Source organism: Cyanobium sp. L1E-Cus (genome assembly GCF_024345755.1).
GTDB classification, from domain to species: Bacteria; Cyanobacteriota; Cyanobacteriia; order PCC-6307; family Cyanobiaceae; genus Cyanobium_A; species Cyanobium_A usitatum.
This window is the reverse complement of sequence record NZ_JAGQBS010000002.1, coordinates 381,794-404,171: the sequence shown is the minus strand read 5'-3', so window position 1 is coordinate 404,171 and position 22,378 is coordinate 381,794. Positions and strand designations below refer to the sequence as shown.

General features: G+C 63.9%; 23 protein-coding genes. 9 read left to right on the top strand and 14 right to left on the bottom strand.

Going from position 1 to position 22,378, the window contains the following annotated elements:
- Window positions 1-57: 57 nt before the first annotated feature.
- From KBZ22_RS02195 to KBZ22_RS02185, 3 genes are all read right to left on the bottom strand, one after another.
- On the bottom strand, window positions 58-282 hold the full coding sequence (locus KBZ22_RS02195; protein ID WP_254929692.1) for a hypothetical protein: 225 nt from the start codon (window positions 280-282) through the stop codon (window positions 58-60).
- A 61-nt stretch (window positions 283-343) separates the two neighbouring features.
- On the bottom strand, window positions 344-1,270 hold the full coding sequence (locus KBZ22_RS02190) for a putative selenate ABC transporter substrate-binding protein (protein ID WP_255020848.1): 927 nt from the start codon (window positions 1,268-1,270) through the stop codon (window positions 344-346).
- Between the two features lie 15 nt (window positions 1,271-1,285).
- Window positions 1,286-2,476: a pyridoxal phosphate-dependent aminotransferase gene (locus KBZ22_RS02185; RefSeq protein ID WP_255020847.1), complete on the bottom strand. Its 1,191-nt coding sequence runs from the start codon at window positions 2,474-2,476 to the stop codon at window positions 1,286-1,288.
- Window positions 2,477-2,598: 122 nt separating this feature from the next.
- Between KBZ22_RS02185 and KBZ22_RS02180 the strand changes: the two genes are divergently transcribed.
- The 3 genes from KBZ22_RS02180 to KBZ22_RS02170 all read left to right on the top strand — a co-directional run bounded on the left by KBZ22_RS02180 (window position 2,599) and on the right by KBZ22_RS02170 (window position 5,995).
- A complete protein-coding gene (locus tag KBZ22_RS02180; protein ID WP_255020846.1) occupies window positions 2,599-3,222 on the top strand; it encodes a uracil-DNA glycosylase family protein in 624 nt (207 codons plus the stop codon).
- 85 nt (window positions 3,223-3,307) lie between these two features.
- The gene (ispG, locus tag KBZ22_RS02175; RefSeq protein ID WP_255020845.1) at window positions 3,308-4,555 is read left to right on the top strand and encodes a (E)-4-hydroxy-3-methylbut-2-enyl-diphosphate synthase; all 1,248 of its coding nucleotides are present in this window, start codon (window positions 3,308-3,310) and stop codon (window positions 4,553-4,555) included.
- Between the two features lie 93 nt (window positions 4,556-4,648).
- Complete coding sequence (locus KBZ22_RS02170) at window positions 4,649-5,995, top strand: S41 family peptidase (RefSeq protein WP_255020844.1); 1,347 nt, start codon at window positions 4,649-4,651, stop codon at window positions 5,993-5,995.
- Here the strand turns inward: KBZ22_RS02170 and KBZ22_RS02165 are convergent.
- Complete coding sequence (locus KBZ22_RS02165) at window positions 5,932-6,573, bottom strand: DUF3598 family protein (RefSeq protein ID WP_255020843.1); 642 nt, start codon at window positions 6,571-6,573, stop codon at window positions 5,932-5,934. The genes KBZ22_RS02170 and KBZ22_RS02165 overlap by 64 nt on opposite strands.
- 77 nt (window positions 6,574-6,650) lie before the next feature.
- Here KBZ22_RS02165 and KBZ22_RS02160 point away from each other — a divergent pair, with 77 nt between their 5' ends.
- Window positions 6,651-6,881, top strand: coding sequence for a DUF6737 family protein (locus KBZ22_RS02160; RefSeq protein WP_255020842.1), 231 nt, complete (start codon window positions 6,651-6,653; stop codon window positions 6,879-6,881).
- Between the two features lie 307 nt (window positions 6,882-7,188).
- On the opposite strand, the gene mfd is transcribed toward KBZ22_RS02160, so the two are convergent.
- Complete coding sequence (gene mfd / locus KBZ22_RS02155) at window positions 7,189-10,761, bottom strand: transcription-repair coupling factor (protein WP_255020841.1); 3,573 nt, start codon at window positions 10,759-10,761, stop codon at window positions 7,189-7,191.
- A 215-nt stretch (window positions 10,762-10,976) separates the two neighbouring features.
- On the opposite strand from mfd, the gene KBZ22_RS02150 reads away from it, so the two are divergent.
- Window positions 10,977-11,645: a hypothetical protein gene (locus tag KBZ22_RS02150; RefSeq protein ID WP_254943182.1), complete on the top strand. Its 669-nt coding sequence runs from the start codon at window positions 10,977-10,979 to the stop codon at window positions 11,643-11,645.
- A gap of 17 nt (window positions 11,646-11,662) precedes the next feature.
- On the opposite strand, the gene KBZ22_RS02145 is transcribed toward KBZ22_RS02150, so the two are convergent.
- Window positions 11,663-12,400: a hypothetical protein gene (locus KBZ22_RS02145; RefSeq protein ID WP_255020840.1), complete on the bottom strand. Its 738-nt coding sequence runs from the start codon at window positions 12,398-12,400 to the stop codon at window positions 11,663-11,665.
- Window positions 12,401-12,443: 43 nt separating this feature from the next.
- Between KBZ22_RS02145 and KBZ22_RS02140 the strand changes: the two genes are divergently transcribed.
- The 4 genes from KBZ22_RS02140 to KBZ22_RS02125 all read left to right on the top strand — a co-directional run bounded on the left by KBZ22_RS02140 (window position 12,444) and on the right by KBZ22_RS02125 (window position 15,233).
- Window positions 12,444-13,211 carry a TerC family protein gene (locus tag KBZ22_RS02140; protein WP_255020839.1) on the top strand — a complete coding sequence of 256 codons (768 nt, stop codon included), beginning with the start codon at window positions 12,444-12,446 and terminating at the stop codon, window positions 13,209-13,211.
- Window positions 13,208-13,555, top strand: coding sequence for a DUF6464 family protein (locus KBZ22_RS02135; RefSeq protein ID WP_255020838.1), 348 nt, complete (start codon window positions 13,208-13,210; stop codon window positions 13,553-13,555). The genes KBZ22_RS02140 and KBZ22_RS02135 overlap by 4 nt, the downstream gene beginning before the upstream one ends.
- A 118-nt stretch (window positions 13,556-13,673) precedes the next feature.
- Complete coding sequence (locus tag KBZ22_RS02130; RefSeq protein WP_396093466.1) at window positions 13,674-14,951, top strand: DEAD/DEAH box helicase; 1,278 nt, start codon at window positions 13,674-13,676, stop codon at window positions 14,949-14,951.
- Between the two features lie 78 nt (window positions 14,952-15,029).
- Window positions 15,030-15,233 (top strand): hypothetical protein, encoded by a 204-nt coding sequence (locus KBZ22_RS02125; RefSeq protein ID WP_255020837.1) that lies wholly within the window; start codon window positions 15,030-15,032, stop codon window positions 15,231-15,233.
- A 3-nt stretch (window positions 15,234-15,236) separates the two neighbouring features.
- On the opposite strand, the gene KBZ22_RS02120 is transcribed toward KBZ22_RS02125, so the two are convergent.
- The 8 genes from KBZ22_RS02120 to KBZ22_RS02085 all read right to left on the bottom strand — a co-directional run bounded on the left by KBZ22_RS02120 (window position 15,237) and on the right by KBZ22_RS02085 (window position 22,378).
- Window positions 15,237-15,443, bottom strand: coding sequence for a hypothetical protein (locus KBZ22_RS02120; RefSeq protein ID WP_255020836.1), 207 nt, complete (start codon window positions 15,441-15,443; stop codon window positions 15,237-15,239).
- Window positions 15,444-15,533: 90 nt separating this feature from the next.
- Window positions 15,534-16,604 carry a methionyl-tRNA formyltransferase gene (fmt, locus tag KBZ22_RS02115; RefSeq protein WP_255020835.1) on the bottom strand — a complete coding sequence of 357 codons (1,071 nt, stop codon included), beginning with the start codon at window positions 16,602-16,604 and terminating at the stop codon, window positions 15,534-15,536.
- Window positions 16,605-16,614: 10 nt separating this feature from the next.
- On the bottom strand, window positions 16,615-17,991 hold the full coding sequence (locus tag KBZ22_RS02110) for a TldD/PmbA family protein (RefSeq protein WP_255020834.1): 1,377 nt from the start codon (window positions 17,989-17,991) through the stop codon (window positions 16,615-16,617).
- A gap of 2 nt (window positions 17,992-17,993) precedes the next feature.
- Window positions 17,994-19,373 carry a TldD/PmbA family protein gene (locus KBZ22_RS02105; protein WP_255020953.1) on the bottom strand — a complete coding sequence of 460 codons (1,380 nt, stop codon included), beginning with the start codon at window positions 19,371-19,373 and terminating at the stop codon, window positions 17,994-17,996.
- A gap of 162 nt (window positions 19,374-19,535) precedes the next feature.
- Window positions 19,536-20,654, bottom strand: a complete 1,119-nt coding sequence (acsF, locus tag KBZ22_RS02100) for a magnesium-protoporphyrin IX monomethyl ester (oxidative) cyclase (RefSeq protein ID WP_255020833.1) — start codon at window positions 20,652-20,654, stop codon at window positions 19,536-19,538.
- Window positions 20,655-20,702: 48 nt separating this feature from the next.
- On the bottom strand, window positions 20,703-21,119 hold the full coding sequence (locus KBZ22_RS02095) for a DUF2996 domain-containing protein (RefSeq protein WP_254942098.1): 417 nt from the start codon (window positions 21,117-21,119) through the stop codon (window positions 20,703-20,705).
- A 59-nt stretch (window positions 21,120-21,178) separates the two neighbouring features.
- On the bottom strand, window positions 21,179-21,667 hold the full coding sequence (locus KBZ22_RS02090; RefSeq protein ID WP_255020832.1) for a hypothetical protein: 489 nt from the start codon (window positions 21,665-21,667) through the stop codon (window positions 21,179-21,181).
- 27 nt (window positions 21,668-21,694) lie between these two features.
- Window positions 21,695-22,378 (bottom strand): flavin prenyltransferase UbiX, encoded by a 684-nt coding sequence (locus KBZ22_RS02085; RefSeq protein ID WP_255020831.1) that lies wholly within the window; start codon window positions 22,376-22,378, stop codon window positions 21,695-21,697.

Here is a 22,378-nt window from a genome sequence, read left to right as displayed (position 1 = left end):
ATCAGAGCCACTAAGGACACCTCAATCAGATCAGGGCCGCGGGGATTCATTGACGTTTCAGGTGCGCCGCCGGTGCAGGCTGGCCGCTGATGGCAGGGCCAGGGCAAGGGCGAGGGCGGGAATCTCAATCAGCAGTTGGCCGTTGCCGAAGGTGATGAAGGCCAGATCAAGAAAGGCGATGCTGCGCAGAAACAGGGACCAAGCCTCATCGCCTTCATTATTGGCGCGGCTCCAAAGCACAAAGCCTGCCAGCAGCAAGACCAAATCAATCAACCAGACCACGGATCTGAGGCGCTGGAGAGGATTGATTCTGAATGCTGCTGGACCCAAACGCCGGCCTGTGTCAGCGGATCTTGCCGATTTGCCGCCCCACCTGCTCGATCTGCTTGTATTCGTCCGGCTTCACCGTGGTGAATTGCTGGGCACCAAATAGGCTCAAGATCTGCTTTTGCTCTGGGTCAGTGGGTCGCCAGCTGATGATCGACTGGCGCAGCTTGGCGCTGAAGCCCTTGCCGAAGCGCTGGTCGAGGTTGGGCTGGCCCAGCCATAGGTAGTCGGGGTAGCTGGGGGTGCGCCAGATCTGCACCACCTTGCTGCGGTTGGCCTTGCCGCTGCGCAGGTTGCTCTTCCACACCTGCTCATTGACGGCGCCGGCGTCGTAGGTGCCGCTCTGTACTAGGGCGATGGTGGCGTCGTGGCTGCCACTGAAGCCGGGGGCTCCGCCGGCGAAATCAGCCAACTTGACGCCGGCCTGTGCGAGGAAGTACTGGGGCATCAGCCGGCCGGAGGTGGAGCTTTCCGAGCCAAAGGTGAAGCGCTTGCCCTTAAGGGCCACTAGCCCCTTCTGGTTCTGGATCGGCTTGAGGCCGCTGCGGGCATTGGCGATAAACACGGTGTAAAACTGCGCATCGATGTCTCGCTGGGCAAGCATCTGGGCACCGGGTTTCTGCAGGCTTGCCTGCACACCGGTGAGCCCGCCAAACCAGACCAGATCAAGACTGCCGGTGCGGAAGGCACTTACAGCAGCTGCGTAATCGGTGACGGGCACATAGCTGACCTTTACCCCTAGTTGCTGGCTGAGCTCATCGGCCACCAGGCCGTAAAGGCGATTCAGCTTTTCAGGGTTCTGGTCGGGGATGGCACCGATGCGCAGCACCTGCTGGGCTTCGGCCGCCGGCAGCAGGGAGGCGGGCACGGGGGGAAGGACCGCCGGTAGCAGGGCTAGGCAAAGCCCCGCCACAGCGGCGGTCCAACGTTCTCGGGTAGGCATGGGACGGGGTGGGAATCAGAGGGCGGCCAGGAAGCGCTGCAGCCGCTCGAGGCCATCCTCGATCGTGGCAGGTGACGCGGCACAGGAGAGACGAATGCAGCGATCGTCGCCGAAGGCAACTCCAGGCACCACCGCTAGGCCCACCTCATCGAGCAGGCGGTTGCACAGGGTCATGGAATCGAGGCCGAAGCCGCTTACATCGGGGAAGGCATAGAACGCCCCCTCAGGCGGCAGCAGTTTCAATCCTTCGATTGCCATCAGCCCCGCACTGAGCAGGCTGCGGCGCTCGTTGAACTGGGCCGCCATGGCGTGCACGCAGTCGCGGGGCGCTTCGATTGCAGCCAGGGCACCGAACTGGGCAAAGCTGCAGACGTTGCTTGTGCTCTGGCTCTGCAGGGCGCTGGCGGCGGCCACCACCGGCTGGGGGCCGGCCAGCCAGCCAATGCGCCAACCGGTCATGGCCCAGCCCTTGGCGAAGCCATTCACCGTGAAGACGCGATCGGCCAGGTCTGGTGCCACGGCGGCAAAGCTGTGGTGGGTGTGGCCTGGGGCTAGCAGGAATTCATAGATCTCATCGCACACCACGGCCACCTGGGGATGGCGGCGCAGCACGGTGGCGATCGCCTCCAGCTCAGGCCGGCTCAGCACCATGCCGGTGGGATTGCCGGGGCTGTTGAGCACAAGCAACTTGCTGGCTGGAGTGATGGCTGCCTCCAGTTGGGCCGGATCGAGGCGGAAGCCCTGGGCCGCTGAGCTGGGCAGCATGGTCACCGTGGCGCCGGCCAGCTTGGCTATTTCTGGATAGCTGAGCCAGTAAGGCGCAGGTAGCAGCAGCTCGTCGCCGGGCTCGAGCAGCACCTGGAACAGGTTGTAGAGCGCCTGCTTGCCGCCGTTGGTGACCAGCACCTGTTGGGCGCTGGTCGGTATGCCGTTTTCAGTGCTGAGCTTGGCGGCTATCGCATCGCGCAGGGCAGGCTCTCCGGCAGCTGGGCCGTAGCGGGTGTGGCCTGCCTCCAGAGCAGCCGTGGTGGCCTGGCGGATGAAGGCCGGGGTGTCGAAATCAGGCTCGCCGGCGCTGAGGCTGCAGATGTCTTGACCATCGGCCTTGAGGGCCTTGGCTCGGGCGGCAATGGCCAGGGTGAGGGAGGGCTGGAGGGCCCGGGCCCGGGCAGAGAGGGCCGGAGTGGTGGTGGGCGCGGCGGTCATCCCTGTGTCCGGCATCAGGACGCGCGGCTTCAGCACTGACTGGCATCCTGCCTTACGGATTTGCCGCGTACGGTTCAAAGGGGCACGAAATGGCCAGCTAGTTACACGTTGATGGTTTTGCCGTGACGACATCTACCCCTGCAGCGCCCGATCCCCTGGGGCAGTTGCTGCTCGATTGCGCAGCCTGTCGCCGCTGTGATCTGGCCGCGGACAGGCAGCAGGTGGTGGTGAGTCGGGGCAATCCCGCCGCCCGGCTGATGTTGATCGGCGAGGGACCCGGCGCTCAGGAAGACAGCGCTGGCTTGCCTTTTGTGGGTCGCTCCGGCCAGCTGCTCGATCAGCTGCTGGCTGCCGCTGGCATCGACAGCAACCGAGATGCCTACGTGGCCAATGTGGTCAAGTGCCGCCCCCCCGGCAACCGCAAGCCCAAGCCCATGGAGCTGGCGGCCTGCCGCCCTTGGCTTGATCATCAGATCGCTTTAGTGAATCCGGCCGTGATCCTGCTGGTGGGGGCCACGGCGCTGGAGGGGGTGCTTGGAATTAAGGGCGGCATCACCAGCCTGCGGGGCCAGTGGCAAGCCAGCGAGATTGAAATTTTGCGGGGCCGGCGCCTGATGCCGGTCCTGCATCCCTCCTATCTACTGCGCTTTAACTCGCAGGCCGAGGGCTCGCCCCGCGCGCTCACGGCAGCCGACTTCCAGGAGGTACGCCGATCCTTTTCTGGCCAATCCCGCCCGCCTTGCTGAACTGCTCAATCCGTTTGACACCCTCTTCGCTTGAGCGGCTTTTGTGACAGGCTTTGGCCTTCCCGGCCCCCCGCTTCACCCAGCCATGACCGGCAACTCGGCTCCCTACGACAGCGCGGCTTCCTACGACAGCGTGGCTCCCTACGACACCCCGGCTCGCTACGACACCGTGATTCACCGCCGCCAGACCCGCAGCGTGCGGGTGGGAGATATTTGGATCGGCAGCGATCACCCGGTGGCGGTGCAGTCGATGATCAACGAGGACACCCTCGATATTGAGGGTGCCACCGCCGGCATCCGGAGGCTGCACGAAGTCGGTTGCGAAATCGTGCGACTTACGGTGCCTTCCCTGGCCCACGCCAAGGCGGTAAAAGAAATTCGCCAGCGGCTTGAAGACACTTACCAGCCGGTGCCATTGGTGGCCGACGTGCACCACAACGGCATGAAGATTGCCCTGGAGGTTGCCCAGCACGTCGACAAGGTGCGGATCAACCCGGGTCTGTTCGTGTTTGACAAGCCCGACCCAAATCGCACCGAATTCAGCCCAGAGGAGGTATCTGCCATCGGCGAGCGCATCGCCGAAACATTTGAACCATTGGTTCAATTGCTCAAGCAGCAGGACAAGGCCCTGCGCATCGGTGTCAACCATGGCTCCCTGGCTGAGCGGATGTTGTTCAGCTACGGCGACACGCCCCTGGGCATGGTGGAGAGCGCCATGGAATTCATCCGCATCTGCGACCGGCTCGACTTCCACAACATCGTGGTGTCAATGAAGGCCTCGCGGGCGCCGGTGATGATGGCCGCCTACCGAATGATGGCCGACCGCATGGATGCGGAGGGCTTCCCCTACCCCCTGCATTTGGGAGTCACCGAGGCAGGCGATGGCGACTACGGGCGAATTAAAAGTACCGCCGGCATTGCGCCCTTGCTGGCTGAGGGCCTAGGCGACACGATCCGGGTGTCACTCACGGAGGCCCCCGAGAAGGAAATTCCTGTTTGCTATTCGATCTTGCAAGCCTTGGGGCTGCGCAAGACGATGGTGGAATACGTGGCCTGCCCCAGTTGCGGCCGCACCCTGTTCAACCTGGAGGAGGTGCTGCATCAGGTGCGCAACGCCACCGCCCATCTCACTGGCCTCGATATCGCCGTGATGGGTTGCATCGTTAATGGGCCGGGCGAAATGGCCGACGCCGACTACGGCTATGTGGGTAAAACCCCCGGCACCATCTCCCTGTATCGGGGCCGCGACGAGATCCGGCGGGTGCCGGAGGCCGAGGGAGTGTCAGCCCTGATCGCCCTGATCAAGGAGGACGGTCGCTGGGTTGATCCCTGAGCGCCTGCTCACTTCCGGTAACCCGCCCCGGTTAGGGCTGGATTGCGGCGCTAGTTTGAAAGGACGTTTCCCTCGCCGCAACGGCTCTTCCCGATGGCCAGCCCCCGCGCCAGCATGCTTGTGCTGGTTGGCATAGGCGCTTGTGCGGCCACGGCGGTGGTGGCCAGGGAAGTGGTGACCCCTCCCGGGGGCTCTTCCCGCATCAGCGACAGCCCCAAGGAAGTAATCGACCAGACCTGGCAGATCGTCTTCCGCGACTATCTGGATATCAACGGCAAGTACAAGCCAGAGCAATGGCGCAGCCTGCGGCGTGACGTACTCGCCAAGAGTTACGGCAGCCCTAAGGAGGCCTATGAAGCGATCCGGGGCATGCTTGGCAGTCTCGATGACCCCTACACCCGTTTTCTCGATCCAAGGGAATTCAAGGAGATGCAGATCGACACCTCCGGAGAACTCTCCGGGGTGGGAATCCAGCTGAGCCTGGATAAGGAAACAAAAAATCTGGTGGTGGTTTCACCGATTGAAGGATCGCCCGCTTCGCGGGCTGGCGTTCAGCCCAAGGATGTGATTGTGGCGATCGACGGCAAGTCGACCAAGGGCATGAGCACCGAAGATGCCGTCAAGCTGATTCGTGGTCAGGCCGGCACCACGGTGACCCTCACCCTCAAGCGCAAGGCTCAGACCCTGGAGTTGCCCCTTACTCGGGAGCGCATCGAGCTCCATGCCGTCGACCACCAGATCAACACCAGTGCTGATGGCGTCAAGGTGGGTTATATCCGCCTCAAGCAATTCAATGCCACCGCCACCAAGGACATGCGCCAGGCGGTGAGGGACCTCGAAGAAAAAGGGGCCCAAGGTTATGTGCTCGATCTGCGCAGCAACCCAGGCGGCCTGCTGATGGCAAGCGTGGAGATTGCCCGCCAGTGGCTAAACGAAGGCACGATCGTTTCCACCAAAACCCGTGACGGCATCCAGGATGTCAAGCGCGCAAACGGCCGTGCCCTCACCACCAAGCCCATGGTGGTGCTGGTCAATGAGGGTTCAGCTAGCGCCAGTGAAATTCTCTCCGGCGCCCTGCAGGACAACAACCGGGCGGTGCTGGTGGGCCAGAAAACCTTCGGTAAGGGCTTGGTGCAGTCGGTGCGGGGGCTATCTGATGGCTCCGGGATGACCGTGACCATCGCCAAATACCTCACCCCCAGTGGCCGCGACATCCACAAGCACGGCATCGACCCTGATGTGACGGCAAAAATGACTGAGCTCGAGGCCCAGCGCCTCAAGCTCGAGGATCTCGGCACCAAGAAGGACAGCCAATACCGGGTGGCGGAATCCACGCTGGTCAAACGGCTTCGCAATGCAAACAGCGTGGAGAAGGCCTACAACCCACGCAGCGCCAATGTGCCGGCGGCCGTGGCCCCCCAGGACTCCAGCGCGCCATAGGCGCTGTAGCGCCTGCGAATTTCCAGGTGAATCCCCGGTTCGGGCTGCCAGCACAGGGCTACCTCTTCTGGCACCCCAGACTGCCGGCGATCCGCCGTTTGGAGGGTTACGCCTAAAGCTGCCGGCAGGCTCCAGATCAAGCCAGCGCTAGCGGGGGCCGGGCTAGCTAGGGCCTGGAGCGGCGCGGGAGGTAATGGTTCCTCCATCCCTGGCTTCGCCTCGCTTACAACCACCAGCGATTCGAGCCGTTCGCTGCCATGGCGAATCACGGCGCGGCGGCGGCGCTCTCCCCACACCAAGCAGAGCTCGCTCACCCAGGGCCAGGCACCGATGCGATCGGGGCCCAGGCTCCAGTGCCCCTGTGGGCTGATTTGCATTTCCGCCGGAGGCTCAGCAAAATTCATTGAGCGCACCTGGCCACTGCAGACGTTGGTTAACGCAGCCACTACTTTGCCGCCCTGGTCTTGCACTGAGAGCTGGCTTTTGAAGCGCTCCTGCTCCAGGCCACGGCCATCACAGCGAATGAAGCAGCCCTGCCAATCGCCAGAGTTGTGGGAGAGCAAGGTTTCACGCCGCATCTGGGCAGTAAGCGGCGAGGATGGCGTATTCATATAGAAATTTGGTGGCTTTGCCGCTTGATTCGCCCCCACCTCAAATGATCCACCCTGCATCTATTTGGGAGATCAAGCCATGGTGGTGCCAGCCCTGGAGCATCTTGCTCACCGGTGCAGTTGTGGTGGCAGGAAGCTGGTTGCTACTTCAGCGTTGGTGGATCACCGCGCCCGTAGTCATAGGGGTGCTGGCTTGGTGGCTGCTTTTTCTGGTTGTGGTGCCAGCTGGCTATCAGGCCGAACTCCGGGCTGCTGAAGAACCTGAAAAGCCTTGAAATCCGCTTGATTTCAAGCGCCTAACTAGGCGAAATCAGGCTACCGGCTGCATCAGTCCACCGCCTGGGCCGGAATCGTCGTCATCGTTGTTGTTGCCGGGGCCTGGTTGAAGCAGGGCGTACATGCCGATCGCCAGGAGGCTCACCACTCCAGAAACGAGGCTGAACCCGCCCCCTAAGCCCGAACCTGCTCCGATCACTTCGCCCATGGATCGCCGTTACACAACTTCTCATGAATGTAACGGATTTTTGCGGGCCCCGGTCGGATTAAGGGGCCTTGGGCCTAAGAGCGGCTCGCTTGCGGCGCCTACACCGCCAGCACCTCTTCATTGCGGGCCTTGAGCTGCTCGCGCCGCTGGGCTTCGGTGAGGCCATCGCTGCCTGGGATCTGCTCCGCCATTTGGTTGAGCCAGCCCATCAGCTCCTCGAGCTGCTTCTCAGCAGGCAGCACCCCCAGGCCCCGGGCCAGCACCTTGGCAGTGGCGCCCGATCCGGGCTGAAACACCAGGCGGCCATGGAGGTGCTGGGGCAGGCCTTGGCGCAGTAGGCGGAAGGCGGGCTCCTCCATGGGGGTTTCTAGGGCGATGTTGGGTTTTTCCGGCTTGATGCGGGAGAAGCCGCAGCGCTTGGCCACCAGCTTCAGCTCCATCAACTGCAACAGCGAGATCACCGGCGCCGGAATGGCGCCATAGCGATCCACCCAGCCGGTGGCCAACTCCAGCAACTCCTCCTTGCCACCACACTCGGCGGCGGCCCGGTAGGCGGCGATCTTCTCGTCGTTTTCCGTGATCCAATCGCCTGGGATGAAGGCGGTCACAGGCAGGTCGATCTGGGTGTCTTCCACCACTGGGATGTCCTGGCCTTGGATTTCAGCCAGCGACTCCTGCAGCATCTCCATATAAAGGTCGAAGCCGATGGTTTCCATCTGGCCGCTCTGCTCCACCCCCAGCAGGTTGCCGACGCCACGGATCTCCATATCGCGCATAGCCAGCTGGTAGCCGGATCCCAGCTGGGCGAATTCCTGAATCGCCCGCAGCCGTTGCCGTGCCGCTTCGCTCAGGGAGGCATTGCCGGGATAAAACAGCCAGGCATGGGCCTGGATACCGCTGCGGCCCACCCGGCCCCGCAGCTGATAAAGCTGGGCCAGGCCGAACTTGTGGGCGTCCTCGATCAGGATCGTGTTCACCCGGGGGATGTCAAGCCCGCTCTCCACGATCGTGGTGCAGAGCATCAGGTCTGCTTCGCCGGCGTTGAAGGCCACCATGGCGCTCTCCAGCTCGCCTTCGGCCATCTGGCCGTGGGCGACCAGCAGCCGCAGGCCCGGGATCATTAGCCGCAGGCCGGAGGCCACGTCTTCGATACCCTCCACCCTCGGCACCACGTAAAAGATCTGGCCGCCGCGGTCGAGCTCCTGGCGGATGGCGCTGCGCACCGCCTCCTCGTCGAGGGCGGCCAGGTGGGTCTTGATTGGCCGGCGCAGCGGTGGTGGTGTGGTGATCAGGCTCATCTCCCGCACACCGGAAAGGCTCATGTAGAGGGTGCGGGGGATCGGCGTGGCGGAAAGGGTCAGCACGTCTACGTCTTTTCTCAGCGCCTTGATCTTTTCTTTCTGGTTGACGCCAAAGCGCTGCTCCTCATCCACCACCAGCAGACCCAGCTGCTTGAAGCCAGTGTTTTTGGACAGCAGCTGGTGGGTGCCCACCACCACATCGACCGTGCCTTCGCCCAATCCTTCCAGGATTGTTTTGCGTTCGGCGGTGGTGCGGAAGCGATTTAGCAGGCTCACCTTCATCGGGTAGGGCGCAAAGCGCTCCGAAAGGGAGCGCCAGTGCTGCTGCGCCAGCACCGTGGTGGGGGCCAGCATCGCCACCTGTTTGCCCGCCGTGACGGCCTTGAAGATGGCCCGGATCGCCACCTCGGTTTTGCCGAAGCCCACGTCGCCGCACACCAGCCGGTCCATCGGCTGGGGCTGCTCCATATCCCGCTTGACATCGGCGATGGCCTTCACCTGGTCGGGGGTGGGCTCGTAGGGGAAGGAGTCTTCGAGTTCGTGCTGCCAGGGGCCGTCGGCGGGGAAGGCGAAGCCCGGTGCCTGGTGGCGCTCGGCGTAGAGCTTGACCAGATCCACCGCCACCTTGCGCACGGCCTTTTTGGCGCGCTCCTTGGCCTTGGCCCAGGCCGTGCCGCCCATGCGGTTGAGCTCTGGAGGCGCATCGGTGCTGGCGCGGTACCGGCCGAGGCTGCCCAGCTGGTCGGCGGCAACCCGCAATAGGCCGTCGGCGTATTGCACCACCAGGTAGTCGCGGGATTCGCCGCCGATCGCCAGCTTTTCCAGCTTCAGAAACTTGCCGACGCCGTGGTTGCGATGCACCACGAAATCGCCCGGCTGCATCTTGCCCGGATCCACGGTGCGGCTAGCAGCCTTGCGGCGCCGGCGCACGTAGCCGCTGGCGGCCAGGGCGTGCTGGCCAAAGAACTCCCGGTCGGTGATCAGCACCAGCCGCCAGGCCGGTAGCTGCAGCCCTTCGAGCTCGGCGGTGCCCTTGGTTTTCAGGGCCACCGGCGTGGCCTGCTCCACCAGTCGGTCGATGGCCGGAAAGTCGGCCGGATTGGGCACGAAGCGGGTGACGCAGTCGTGTTCCTCCAGCAGGGCTACCGCCCGCGAGGGCTGGGCCGACAGCAGCCAGACCGTGGCTTTCTCGGCCACAAAGCCCTTCACCAGGCCGGCCAGCTTGCCGAAGGCGTTGGGGTAGGCCGGCACCGAGCGGGAGGCCAGGTCAAAGCTGTTGGGGTGCTGGTCGGTTTCGTGCAGCTCGGCCAGATCGAAACCCGCAAACACCTCCGCCTGCTCCAGGGCGTCTGCCGCGGGGCGATGCAGGAGCGGCGGCAGGATGGTTGGCGCCGCGCTGGCATCTAGTTCCAGCTCCTGCACCACGTCGGCGTAGTGGTCGCAGGCATGGTCAAACCACTGCTGGCCATGGGAGAGGCAGTGGCGCCGCTCATCGATGGCGATGAGGGTGTGGGCCGGCAAATAATCCAGTAGGGAGGCCGGCTGCTGCCAGGCCAGGCCCATCAGCCGCCTCATGCCCTCCGGGGTGCCCCCTTCGAGTAGCTGCTCGAGGGCCTCAGGGCTGAGCATTTGCTCGAGCCCATCCGGCATCGACTCGCGCAGGGCATCGGCGATCAGGGGGCCGTAGCCGGTGGGTGTGAGCCGCACCACCTCGATGGCGTCTAGGGAGCGCTGGGAGGCGGGATCGAATTCCCGCAGTTTCTCCAGTTCTTCGCCAAACAGCTCCAGCCGCACGGGCAGCTCGGCACTCACCGGAAACACATCAACGATGTCGCCGCGACGGCTCCAGCTGCCCTCCTGCTCGATGGTGGGCACCCGTTCGTAGCCCAGCCGGCTGAGGGTGGTGGCGAGCTGTTCAAGGTCGATCGTGTCGCCCTTGCGCAGGCTCAGGCATTGATCCCGCAGGGTTTCGGGAGGCGGCAGGTGCGGCTGCAGGGCCCTTTCCGTTGCCACGATTGCCAGGCGGCGGGGGGCATCCAGCAGTTCGCTGAGCACCTGCAACTGGCCCCAGGTGATTTCGCTGGTGGGGTCAAAGGGCTCGTAGGGGCTGCCCTCGCTGGTGGGGTAGAGCTGGCAGCTGTTCCACCCCATCAGCTCCAGCAGCGCTGCCCAGCGGCCCGCTTCCTCCAGGGTCGGAACCAGAACAAGCAAGGGCGCCTCGGCAGCCCCGGCCAGGGCGCTGCTCACCAGGGCCCGCGCACTGCGCCCCGCCCCACTGAGCCGCAGTCGGTCGGCCCGCTGCAGACGCAGCAAAACCTCGCCGGTGAGGGGCACCTGCTGCAGCTGGCGCACCAGGGCGGTGAGGGGCATGGGGTCAGGGAATCTCAGAAGGCTCCGATCTTCGCAACTGGCACCAGAGTGGTGTTGGTTGCCGCCAACTTCTGCTTCGACTTCACTGTCTGTCCAAGACCAACTGTCTGTCCAAGACCAACTGTCTGTCCAAGACCAACTGTCTGTCCAAGACCAACTGTCTGTCCAAGACCAACAGCCTGTCCAACACCAACAGCTTGCGCAAGGCGCCAGCCGTGTTGGCGCTGGGCGGCTTGCTGGCTTTGCTGGGGGCTTGCTTGGCAAGCGAGCCTGCGCGCCCAACGGCCCAGGCGGCGGGTCTGCTGCCTGAACAGGAGGCGGCTTTGCTGCAGCGACTGGCTACAGCTGATCGTCAGTGGCTGCCGCGGGCTGAAACCCTTCCCAGTGGGGCGGTGCGTTACCACTACCGCCGCCGGGCCAACGAACCCAGGCTGTCTGTGGCGGAGCTGCGGGCCTTGATCGCCAACCCGCCCAGCTTTGGGGCCGAGCGCCTGGCGATCGGTGAGCTGCTCGTGGTGCTGGCCAAAGCAGGAGTGCGTCTGGAGCTGGGTCAGCCCCGCAAGCCTGGGGCGGCGGGGGAATGGGACCCGGCAGCACGCACCCTGCGCATTCAGCCCCGGGTGGTGGCTAAGGGCAGTGTGGAGTTTGCCCGGGTGCTCAACCATGAGGCGATTCACGTTGCCCAGAGCTGCAGTAATCGGGGATTGCGTTCCCGCCCCCGGCCCCTGGGTCTGCCCTCGGCCTTGCCCGATCACCTAAATGGTGTGCTGAATGAATCTGTCTACAGCCAGGCATCGGAGCAGGAGCGGCAACTGGAGAGGGAGGCCTATGCCAATCAAACCCGCTTGAACCTGGGGGCCCAGTTGGTGCGCCTCCATTGCTAAATCGAGCGTCGTCTCTTTCAAGGTGACGTCCCTGGCGCATCATTGCGGGCGAGCCACTCACTTTCCAGCAACATATTAAATTGCAGTAGTTGGCTGTCGCTAAGTAGTTGGCGGCTGGCTAACGCAAAGTGCTGCTCGAGGAAGGCACGACCCTGGCCCGGATCCCACTGCAACTGGCTAAGCAGCTCCTCACACTGGTTGAGCAGCTCCTTGCGCCGTAAGGGGGGTGGTGCGCTGGCGGGTTCGCTGCCATCGGCAAAGCCTTCTAGGGCTTGTAGGTAGGCCAGCAGGTCCCCATAGCTGGTGAGTCGGTTGCGGTTGGGGTGGCCGAATACCCGCTCGAGATATACGGCCTCCTGCTCGCGATTCCAGCCGAGCCGCTGCAGCTGTAAATCCAGTCTGGCCAACTCGCTGCTCCAATCCTCCGGGTCGGCCGGCGGTTCTTCGATCGCCTGGGCCGGCGGGGGGCTTGGCGCCGCTGGGCGCTCGGCTTGGGGTTTGGGCTGAACCTGGGCGGGCGGACTACTAACCCTGACGGGAGTGGGGGCGGTCGAAGTGGGGGGCGCGGCCACTGGAAGGTGTTCACCCAGGCGTTGGCGGGCGCGGTCTTCTGCAGCCTCGGCGGTCGCTGCTTCGCCCAGGGCCGCGTCGATTACCTGGCCAGCACGGCTTATTTGCACCAGTACCACTCGGCTGCCTGGTTCGGCATGGAGCAGCTGGACGTTGAACTGCAGTTCGCCTAACGGATACTCCAACCCAGCTTTCTAGAGTGGATCCCATCTTGACCCGCTGCAGCCCGTGGAAGCGGAGTCGATCCAATCCCTCACCCCCCTGCTGAACCAGGCAGACCAGTGGCGTGAGGTGCTGTTGTTGCTGCCCCTGTTGGTGGCCTTAGAGGCGGTGCTCTCCGCCGACAACGCGATTGCCCTGGCGGCGATCGCCCGGGGCCTGGAGGATCCGGCCCGTCAGCGCCAGGCCCTCAACCTCGGCCTGGCCTTGGCCCTGGTTTTTCGGCTTGGTTTGATCGTGGCTGCCCGCTGGGTGCTCAATTTCTGGCCGCTGCAACTGGCGGCGGCGGCCTATCTGCTGTGGCTTTGCGGGCGCCACCTGCTGCTGGTGTGGTTTGAGCCCGAAGAGGGGGCCGGCGCGGCTGGTGCTGCTGATGGTGCAGCCACTGCAGGAGCCAAGCCCGGCTCGCTGCACCACGCCGGGCTTGGCTCAATTGTGGCCACCCTGGCCCTTACCGATCTGGCTTTTTCGCTTGACAGCGTTGCCGCAGCGGTGGCGGTGAGTGATCGGCTGTGGCTGGTGATGGCCGGTGGGGTGATCGGCGTTATCGCCCTGCGACTCACCGCAGAGCTGTTTATTCGTTGGCTTGAGGTCTACAAGCATCTGGAAACGGCCGGCTACCTGGCGGTGGGTCTGGTGGGTATGAAGCTGCTGCTGCGCCTGGGCCTGCCCCAGGTGGTGCCGCCGGAGTGGCTGCTGCTGCTGCTGGTGGCTGCCTTGTTTACTTGGGGCTTTTCGGTGCGCCTGCCTCTGGCGCCGAAACCGCTGGAGCCATGAGGGTGGAGCTGCGCCAGATCGGCAGCGATCGCCTGCTCGATTGGCTTGAGGTGCCAGAGCTGGCTGAGGTGCCCCATCCGGGCCGTTGGCTTGAGGCTGGCGGCCGCAGTTTTCTGGTGCTGCAGCGGCGCCACCGCTATCAATTGCGCAATGGGTGCTACGAACTTGCCAGTGTCGCTCTGCAGGTGAAGCCCCAGCGCCAGCCCACCGATGCCCACTGGTGGCAAAACCAGTGGGTGATCGGGAACCCCGATTGCCGTTTCAACGCCCGCAGCCCGCTGCTGCGCTGTGCCGTGCTTCCCGATGGCCCATGTGAGCGCTGCAGCCACTTAGCTGGTCCCTAGGGTGGGGGATCACGCAACACCTGCAATCCGTCAGCCCTCTCCACGATCCGGCACAGAGGTTGCCGATTCCAGTACGGCGGCGGTGGACGCTGCTGCGCTCAGCAGCGATGCTCCCGAGCTGCTCGACTTTGCATCGTTTGGGCTGGGTGAGCCGATCTTGAAGGCGGTAACCGAAAAGGGTTACACCAAGCCCTCACCGATCCAGGGCCAGTGCATCCCGGCGGTGCTGGCGGGTCACGACGTGATGGCGGCGGCCCAGACCGGCACGGGCAAGACCGCCGGTTTCACCCTGCCGATGCTGGAGCGCCTGCGCCACGGCCCCCCCGCCCGCGCCGGCATTGTGCGCTCCCTGGTGCTCACCCCCACCCGCGAGCTGGCTGCCCAAGTTGGCGAAAGCGTGCGGGCCTACGGCCGCTACCTCGATCTGCGCAGCGACGTGGTGTTCGGCGGGGTCAAGGTGAATCCCCAGATTTCCAGGTTGCAGCGCGGCACTGACGTGCTGGTAGCCACCCCGGGCCGGCTGATGGACCTTTATCAGCAGAAAGCCCTGCGGCTCGACCGGGTCGAGATCCTGGTGCTCGATGAGGCCGACCGGATGCTGGATATGGGCTTCATCCGCGATATCCAGAAAATCCTGGCCCTGCTGCCCCCCAAGCGTCAAAACCTGCTGTTCTCAGCCACCTTCTCTGGGGATATTCGCCGCCTTGCCACCGGCCTGCTGCACAACCCCGTGCAGCTCCAGGCCACTCCCGAAAACCGCACCGCTCCCACGGTGGAGCACCTGCTCCATCCCTGCGACATGGATCGCAAGGGTGATCTGCTCAGCCACTTGATCAGCAGCAACAACTGGCAGCAGGTGCTGGTGTTTTCACGCACCAAGCACGGCGCCAACCGCATGGCCGAGCGACTCACCCGCGAGGGGATGTCGGCTTCGGCTATCCATGGCAACAAGAGCCAGGGAGCTCGCACCCGAGCCCTGGCCGACTTCAAGGCTGGTTCTTTGCGGGTGCTGGTGGCAACAGACCTGGCTGCCCGGGGCATTGACATTCACCAGCTGCCCCATGTGGTCAACCTGGACCTGCCGAACCAGGCGGAGGACTACGTACACCGGATCGGCCGCACCGGCCGGGCCGGCCACAACGGCCACGCAATCTCCCTGGTGGCAGCTGAGGAAAGTGAGCTACTGCGGGCCATTGAACGCATGATCGGCACCCGTCTGCCGCGGCAGGAGGTGCCGGGTTTTGAGCCCAAGGTGCTTTCAGCTCCACCCCTGGATCTCAGCGGTGGTCGGGGTAAGGGCAGGGGCGGTGGTGCTCGCCGGGGTGGCCCCCCAGCAGGACCCTCCCGCAGCGGCAGCGATGGGGGCCGCCGGGGGCGCTATAGCTCTGGGCGTTGATCAAAGCCCTAACGGCAGCAATCGACACACCGGCTAAGGGTTGTCTCCGCTCGGATGGGGACGTTGATATCTCCCCCAATGCCCTACGAGCCCGGATCCCCTGAATGCCGCGTCCTGATCGACTGCAAGGTTCAGATCGAGTCGATGCTGCTGGCCCTGGGGCGCATCGACAACAGCCAGCACATCTTCGACCAGCTGTTGTCTGTGTATAACCAACTTGAGGGGCTGCACGCCATCCACCGCAAGGCAGTTGCCGCTCCACTGTCTGCGGGCGAGCCTTGAGGATCAACTAGCTGCCTGGGCAGCTAGGAGCCCGCTGGTCTGTCGCCCCATTTCAAAACCGTGACAGGTGGCATAGGCGCTGGCCAGGGTTGCAACCCGGCGGCGCCTGTGGGGCTGTTGCTCGTGGCTGACCACGTAGCGGCCTGTCGTTTCCCTGTAGATCAGACAACCAGTGCCGGTTTCACCGACGTAGGACAGTTCGTTTCCCATGGTTCCCGAGCAAGGTCTCCTTCCTCTCTAGCTGCGGTTACTGGCGCCGAAAAGTGAGGGAGCCCTAACAACACAGAACTTAAGTTGGCTCTAGGCGCCCCCAAGTTGATCACCTGCGCTGCAGCCGAGTTGTTGCAGCAAGCTCTGGCCTTGGGCAGGTGACTTGCCCTCCAGTTGGGCTTCTCTTACCAGCAATGGGCAGCCAGCAGTGCCAACCACGAGTCCCGCATCGGCAGCAACCGCCAGCACGGTTCCGGGTGCGGCTGTTGCCGACAACAATCCTTTCGACAACGCTCCTTCCGACAACAATCCTTTCGAAAATACTGCTGGCTCAGCTAGTAAGTAGCGGGCTTCTGGACTCAGTTGAGAAGCGAGCCTGGCGACCAGAGGTTCGGTGGCTAGAAGTTTCAGCCGCTTGCCCTGCCACTGGGTGACCGCGCCGGGATACAGGCCCATGATCCGACGATGAATTTCCAGAGCCGACTGGTTCCAGTCGACTACCAAGTCGTCTTTGGTGAGCATCCGGGCGTAGCTGAGGCCCACTTCTCCCTGGACACGAACCCCTAGCCGGGCTAGCCGTTCGGCTTCTGGTCCCGTTCCAGCGGTTTCTATGCTCGGCAGGGCCTCTACCAGCAGCTCGGCGCTGAGCTGGGCCAGCCGCTGCCCCAACTGCTGGGCGTTCTCCAGCAGGCCAATGGAAATAGAGCGCTCCAGCAGCACCGGCCCGGTATCGAGGCCTTCCTCCATGGCCATAACTCCTACGCCAGTGCTGCTGTCGCCCTGCAGCAGGCACCACTGGATCGGTCCGGCGCCACGCCAGCGGGGCAGTAGGGAGCCGTGGGCGTTCCAGCAGCCCAGGGGGGGCTGGGCAAGCACCTCAGGCGGCAGGATCTGGCCAAATGCCACCACAATGGACACATCGGCGCCGAGGGCGCCAAGCCTGGCCTGGAGCTCTGGCTCGCGGCGGATCCGTTCCGGCGTGAATATCGGCAGGCCTAGCTCCAGTGCCCGGGCCTTGACAGGACTTGGCAGTAAATCCTTGCCCCGGCCCCGCCGCCGATCGGGCTGGGTAACCACCCCCACCAGCTCGTGCCCTGCCACCACCAGCGCATCAAGGCTGGGCACGGCGTAGGCGGGGGTGCCCCAAAACAGGATCTTCAAGGACAGATGATCAGGCCTCGCCGGTGATCGAGAGCCCTTCCACCCAGACGTAAGGGCAGAGGCCATCTGGGGTGATCTTGGCCAGGCCTTCAAAGCCGACGATCGCTTTCATCACGGTGCGGATGTCGCCGGCGACGGTGGCGGCTTCGATCGAGCGGCTGACACCACCCTCAACTAACCAGCCGTCAAAAGGCAAGGAGAAGGAACCCTGGCTGGCTTTAACTCCAGCATGCAGAGCTGATAGGGAGTCGATCACCACAACTGGGCCAGAATGGTTTAAGCGGTCTAGCCCCTGCTGGCCGCCGTCGCTGCCAGGGGTAACGCCAATCTCGAACCAATCGGCCCCCACAGACACCTTTGCTCCCATGCCGGCATGGCCGGTGGGCGCCACCCCAAATGCTCGGGCCGTGGCCTCCGAGTGCAGGAAGTTTTTCAGCACACCGCCAGCCACTAGGTCTAGCGGCGCGGTGGGGGTGCCCTCGCCATCAAAGGCAGAGGCGCCCACATTGCCGGGGTGCAGGCCGTTATCGCGGATGCTCAAAAAGGGCACGGCCACGCTGTCGCCGAGGGCGTCGCGGTGGCTGAGGCTCACCCCATCGAGCACGGCCCGGGCATTGAACAGGCTGCTGAAGGCGCCGATCAAGTCGAGGAAGGCTTCCGGGCTGAAAACACAGGTGTAGTAGCCGGTTTCGATCGGTGCGTAGTCAAGGTGGGCGATCGTTCGCTCGGCGGCCTCCTCAATGCAGCCGGCGATGTCGAGTTCGGTGGTGCCGTAGGCCAGGCGCACGGCACCGGAACTGCGTGGTTTGCGACCGGCTTCCTCTGCCCTGGCGTAGAGGTAGAGGCTGGCGGTGGTCAGGGTCTGGTGGCGGCAGGCCCCTTCGCTATTGAGATAGAGGCGCTCGCTGCTGCGCTGGGCCAGGCCGTTGTAGGGAACTGTGCCGATGGCTATGTGGCGATCAAGCAGTTGCCGTTCGGCCTGTTTGAGGGTGTCCAGCAGGCTGAGGATCGGCTGGGGTTGATGCAGCGGTTGATCTAGTGGGGCCAGGGGTGCGGTGGCCAGGGGCGAGAACGCTGGTGTTTCCTCCGCATTGCCAAAGGCGCTGGCGTCGCGGGCGCCGCTCAGGGCCCGGGCCAGCCCGGAATCGCTGAGGTCTGAGGTGCTGGTAATGCCAACTAGGCCGTCGCCGTTCCAAACCCGCAAGGTGATGGCGCTGCGTTGGGCCCCTTTCATCTGTTTGGCTTCGCCGCGGTCTACCTGCACGGAGGTGTCGGTGCTGCAGGAGGCGCCGAGATCCCATTGCTGGATGCCGGCGCCTTGGGCGAGTTGCTGCAGCCGGCCGCTGAGGGCCTCGGCGTTCAGGGTCTGGATGGTGGGCTGGGTCATGGTCAGCGTCCTCCCACGGTGATCGAATCCACCTTGATGTGGGGCTGGCCGACGGTCACGAAGATGCTGCCGCTCACGGAGCCACAGAAGCCCGCTGCTAGTTCCAGGTCGTTGGCGCACATCGAAATGCGCGGCATCACCTCCTTGGCTTCGCCAATCAGGGTGGCTCCCTTTACCGGTTTGGTGAGCTGGCCGTTTTCAATCAAGTAGCCCTCCTCCACGGCGAAGTTGAACTGGCCGGTGGGGCCGACGCTGCCGCCGCCCATCGATTTGCAATAGAGCCCCTTGTCGACGGAGCCGATCAGCTGCTCCGGTGTGTGGGGGCCGGCGGCGATGAAGGTGTTGCGCATGCGGCTGGCCGCAGCAAAGGTATGGCCCTGGCGCCGGCCGCTGCCCGTGCGGCTGTGGCCGGTGCGCAGCTCGCCGGCTCGATCGCTGAGGAAGCGCTTGAGAACGCCGTTTTCGATCAGCACGGTGCGCTGGGGCTCCATGCCTTCGTCATCCATGGAAAGGGAGCCGAAGGCGCCATCGCTGAGGCCTTCGTCGATGGCCGTGACGGCCTCGTGGGCAATGGATTGACCAACCATCTCAGCAAAGGGGGTGGTGCCCCGCTCCACCTGGGTGGTTTCCAGCAGGTGGCCGCAGGCCTCATGAAAAATCACGCCGCCGAAGCGGTTGGCCAGCACCGCAGGCATCTGACCGGCTTCGACGTAATCGGCGTAGAGCATGGTGCCCACACTCGAGCACACCTCCTGGGCGGCGGCGTCCGCGTCCCATTGGCGCAGGTCATCGGGGCGATCGGAGGTGCCGTAGCGGCGGCCGAGGCCGGCGCGGTGGTCGCCGTCGGCGGCAAGCACGTTTAAACCGAGGGACTGGTGCAGGCGGATATCGCGGGCAAAGGTGCCATCACTGGCAGCAACCAGCACCGACTGCCAGTCGCGGGAGTAGCTGCCTCGCCTGGCCTGGAGGTGGCGGCCGTGGTGATCGAGACGGCAGGTGCCCTCCAGCAGCTTCAAGGTGGCTTCAGCTAGGGAGGGGCAGCTATCAAGCCAGTCCAGCTTGGCGGCGGCGAAATCTCGCATCACCTGCAGACCTTCGAAAGGGCTGGAGTTGCTGCTGCTGTGGCTCAGCCCGAGCATGCCGAGGGCTTGCTCAAGGGCCTGCATCAGGCCGCGATCACTCAGGTCGTTGGTGCTAACAAAGCCATCGCGGTCTCCCAGGAACACCCGGATACCAGCGCCCATGCCGAAGGCGGGGCTGACGCTGGTGATGGTGTCCTGCTCGGCCAAGACGCCGAGGTGGTCGGTGCGCTCCAGGAAAATCTCAACTAAATCGGCACCTGCTGCCCTGCCGCTCGCCAGTAAGGCCTCCAGCCGCAGCATCCAGCTTTGATCAAATGCATCTGCAACTACCACTGCCGGCTGGGCTGCAGCCGACTGGAGAACAACCGGTTTGGAGGCAACCAAAAGAACTAAGCGAAGGAATGATGTAACTGCAGGCCAGGCAAAGGCAGGCCAGGCCCAAGAAAAAATCAGCGCACTTGCTCAGCGAACTGAGGGCTGGAATTGCTCGCTGCGGATAGCAGGGGTGAAATAGAGCTTGGCCATTTCTGCGCCATTGGCGATCCAATAAGGCAGCTTGCGCAAAACTTTTATTGCTCCAGGAGCACCGCTTGCGTCGGCCTCGCTGAGCTTGGCGTTGTTGCTAACCAGACGTTCTAGGCGGATGTAGAACTTGGGATGGTCAACATTCAGCACCACTGGGAACACTCTGGCGGAGGTCTCATTGGTTTTAGCAATCACGACCTTGTCGTATTCGCGAGCATCGAGGCCCAGGGCTTCGTAGAACTCTTTGCGAGCAACATCTCGGACATACATGGTGGCAAACACTGCCAGCAGGAAGAAGCGGCACCAAAGCCTGGCGGTGAAGCCCCGAACGGTGTCTGGCTGAGCCTTCATCAAGGCATCAAAGAAATCGCCATGGCGGTTCTCGTCTTGGCACCAATTCTCGAAGAAATTAAAGATCGGGAAGATCTTGCTTTCTGGATTTTGCTCTAGGTGGCGATAGATGGCGATGTAGCGCCAGTAGCCGATCTTCTCGCTCAAGTAGGTGGCGTAGAAGATGAATTTAGGCTTGAAGAAGGTATACGACTTGCTGGCGGTCAAGAAGCCCAAGTCGAGTTGCAGCCCAAAATCTCCCATTGCTTTATTGAGGAAGCCAGCATGGCGGGCCTCGTCGCGCGCCATGTGAGCAAAGCACTCGGCAAGCAGCGGATTTTTGGTTTTGATGCGGCGGCTGAGCTCCTTGTAGAGCAGGAAGCCAGAAAATTCAGAGGTGCAGCTCTGCTCAAGAAACTCAACGAAAACCCTGCGGGTATCAGGATCTAGCTTCTCGGCTGCCCCCTCAAACTCGCCGTTGCGCACGAAGTGGTGGCGGTTGTAGTCCTTGCGGAACTCCTCGCATATGGCCTCAAGCTCCACCTCATTTGGCCGCAGATCCATCGCCGCCATGGCGTCGAAATCTGTGGTGTAGAAGCGGGGCGTCAGGATCGTGTCTTTGGCCGGATCTTTGACGGCTGGTGCACCGGGCGAGCCCACAGAGGCTTGACTGGGGCTGGCGGTATCTGTGGCAGTTTCGGTGGCAGTTGCGGCTGGAGGCACCATCGAGGCTTGCGGCTTACGGCAGTTCCTGCATCGTAGAGGGCGTGGCCGTCAGTTCGGGCCGAGCCATTTCTGACCGTTGAGCCGCTGCACCAGCCGCGATACCAGCAGCGCCAGGCTCATCTTCTTCTCGTCGATCAGAAACGACTCCAGCAGGCTTGGCTGGCCGCCTGCCTCTGCCAAAGCCACCGTTTTGGCTGAACTGATATCTGGTTTGGTGAAGCACAGCCAGAAGCGACGCCGACCCGGCAGCTCCCCTTGAACCATCCAGCACTCCGACCCCACCACGGGCATGGCTCCTTGCACAAAGGCCAGTTCGGCAGCAGCTCCTCCGTAGCCCTGGATCTCTTTGGCCAGGGCCGGGATCAGTAGCTGGGGCACAAAGATCTCAAACGGCTGGTCTTCCACTGCAGGCGGTTTGGCCTTTGCGGGCTGATCTTTGGCAGCTGGCTGGGCGGATTCGCTCACCGTTGCAGGCCCCTTTCGGCATCGTCCTTGGACTTTACGCAGGTTGCCAGGCAGTTAGCTCACCAGTCGTCACTGCTGGGGCTGTCCCAGCCATCACCCACGGCAGCGGCCTGGGCCACCACCGGTTCGCCTGCTGAAGCTGGATTGCTGCCTTTGCGAATCACCCGGAATGGCACGGCAACGGTTGGGGCTGGTTCGCCAGGGGGTCTCGGCGGCCCGGCTGCGGCTCGAGGGGCTGGCCTTGCTGGCTCGCTTTGGTTTTGCTGCTGCGGCTGCCTCCAGTTCTCCTCGGGGGCACTGGCGCCGCCGCGTACTTGACGGCGCAGGTTGATCGGCCCAGTGCGCAGGGCTAGGGCGGCTCCGGCGGCGCTCAGCCCGGCTCCCGCGCTGGCGGCCAGGGCTATCCAGGCTCCGATTGGCAGGGCCGGGCTGGTCCAAACCAGCAGGCGCAGGGCCGCATTGGGTCGGGGGTTTAGGGCGCCTACCAGCAGCACCAGCAGCAGGGGAGCCAGCAGGGGGAGCAGCAGCAGGCGTTGCAGCAGGGCCAATGGATCGACTGGGGTGAGGAGGGCGGCCTAGGGGGAAGTAGTCCCGGCGGCTGGTGCCCCAGGGGATCCTGGCTGGTGCGGCGGCCCCTGCCAACGGCGCAGGTTGCCGAGCTCGTAGCCGAGCACGTCAAAGACGCGGATCACCAGAAAATCCACCATGTCTTCGATCGATTGGGGTTGGTGATACCAGGCAGGCACCGGCGGGGCGATGCGGGCACCAGCCTCGGCCAAGGCCGTGAGGTTGCGGAGGTGCACCAGGCTCCAGGGGGTTTCCCTCGGGCAGATCACAAGGGGGCGCCCCTCCTTGAGGTGAACGTCGGCGGCCCGCTCCACCAGATCCAGGGCTACCCCAGAAGCGATGCGCCCCACGGTGCCCATGGAGGCCGGCAGGATCACCATGCCGCGGGTTTTGAAGCTGCCACTGGCAATGCCAGCGGCCTGGTCGTTCCAGCGGTGGCAGCGCAGCTGCCCGGTGCTAACAGCGGTGCGTTCCCGCCAAAAGGCTTCCTGGGCATCAGGTTCTGAGGGCACCCTCAGTCCCAGTTCGGCCTGCCAGACGCCAATGGCTCCGCGCGAGGTGACCAGCTCCACCGCTTCTTCCGCCTCCAGCAGCAATTGCAGGGCCCGCTGGGCGAGGGGCTGGGCCGAGGCGCCAGAAACGGCCAGCACCACCGGCCCCGTTCCGGAGCTGGTTCCGGATGGCCGAACCAT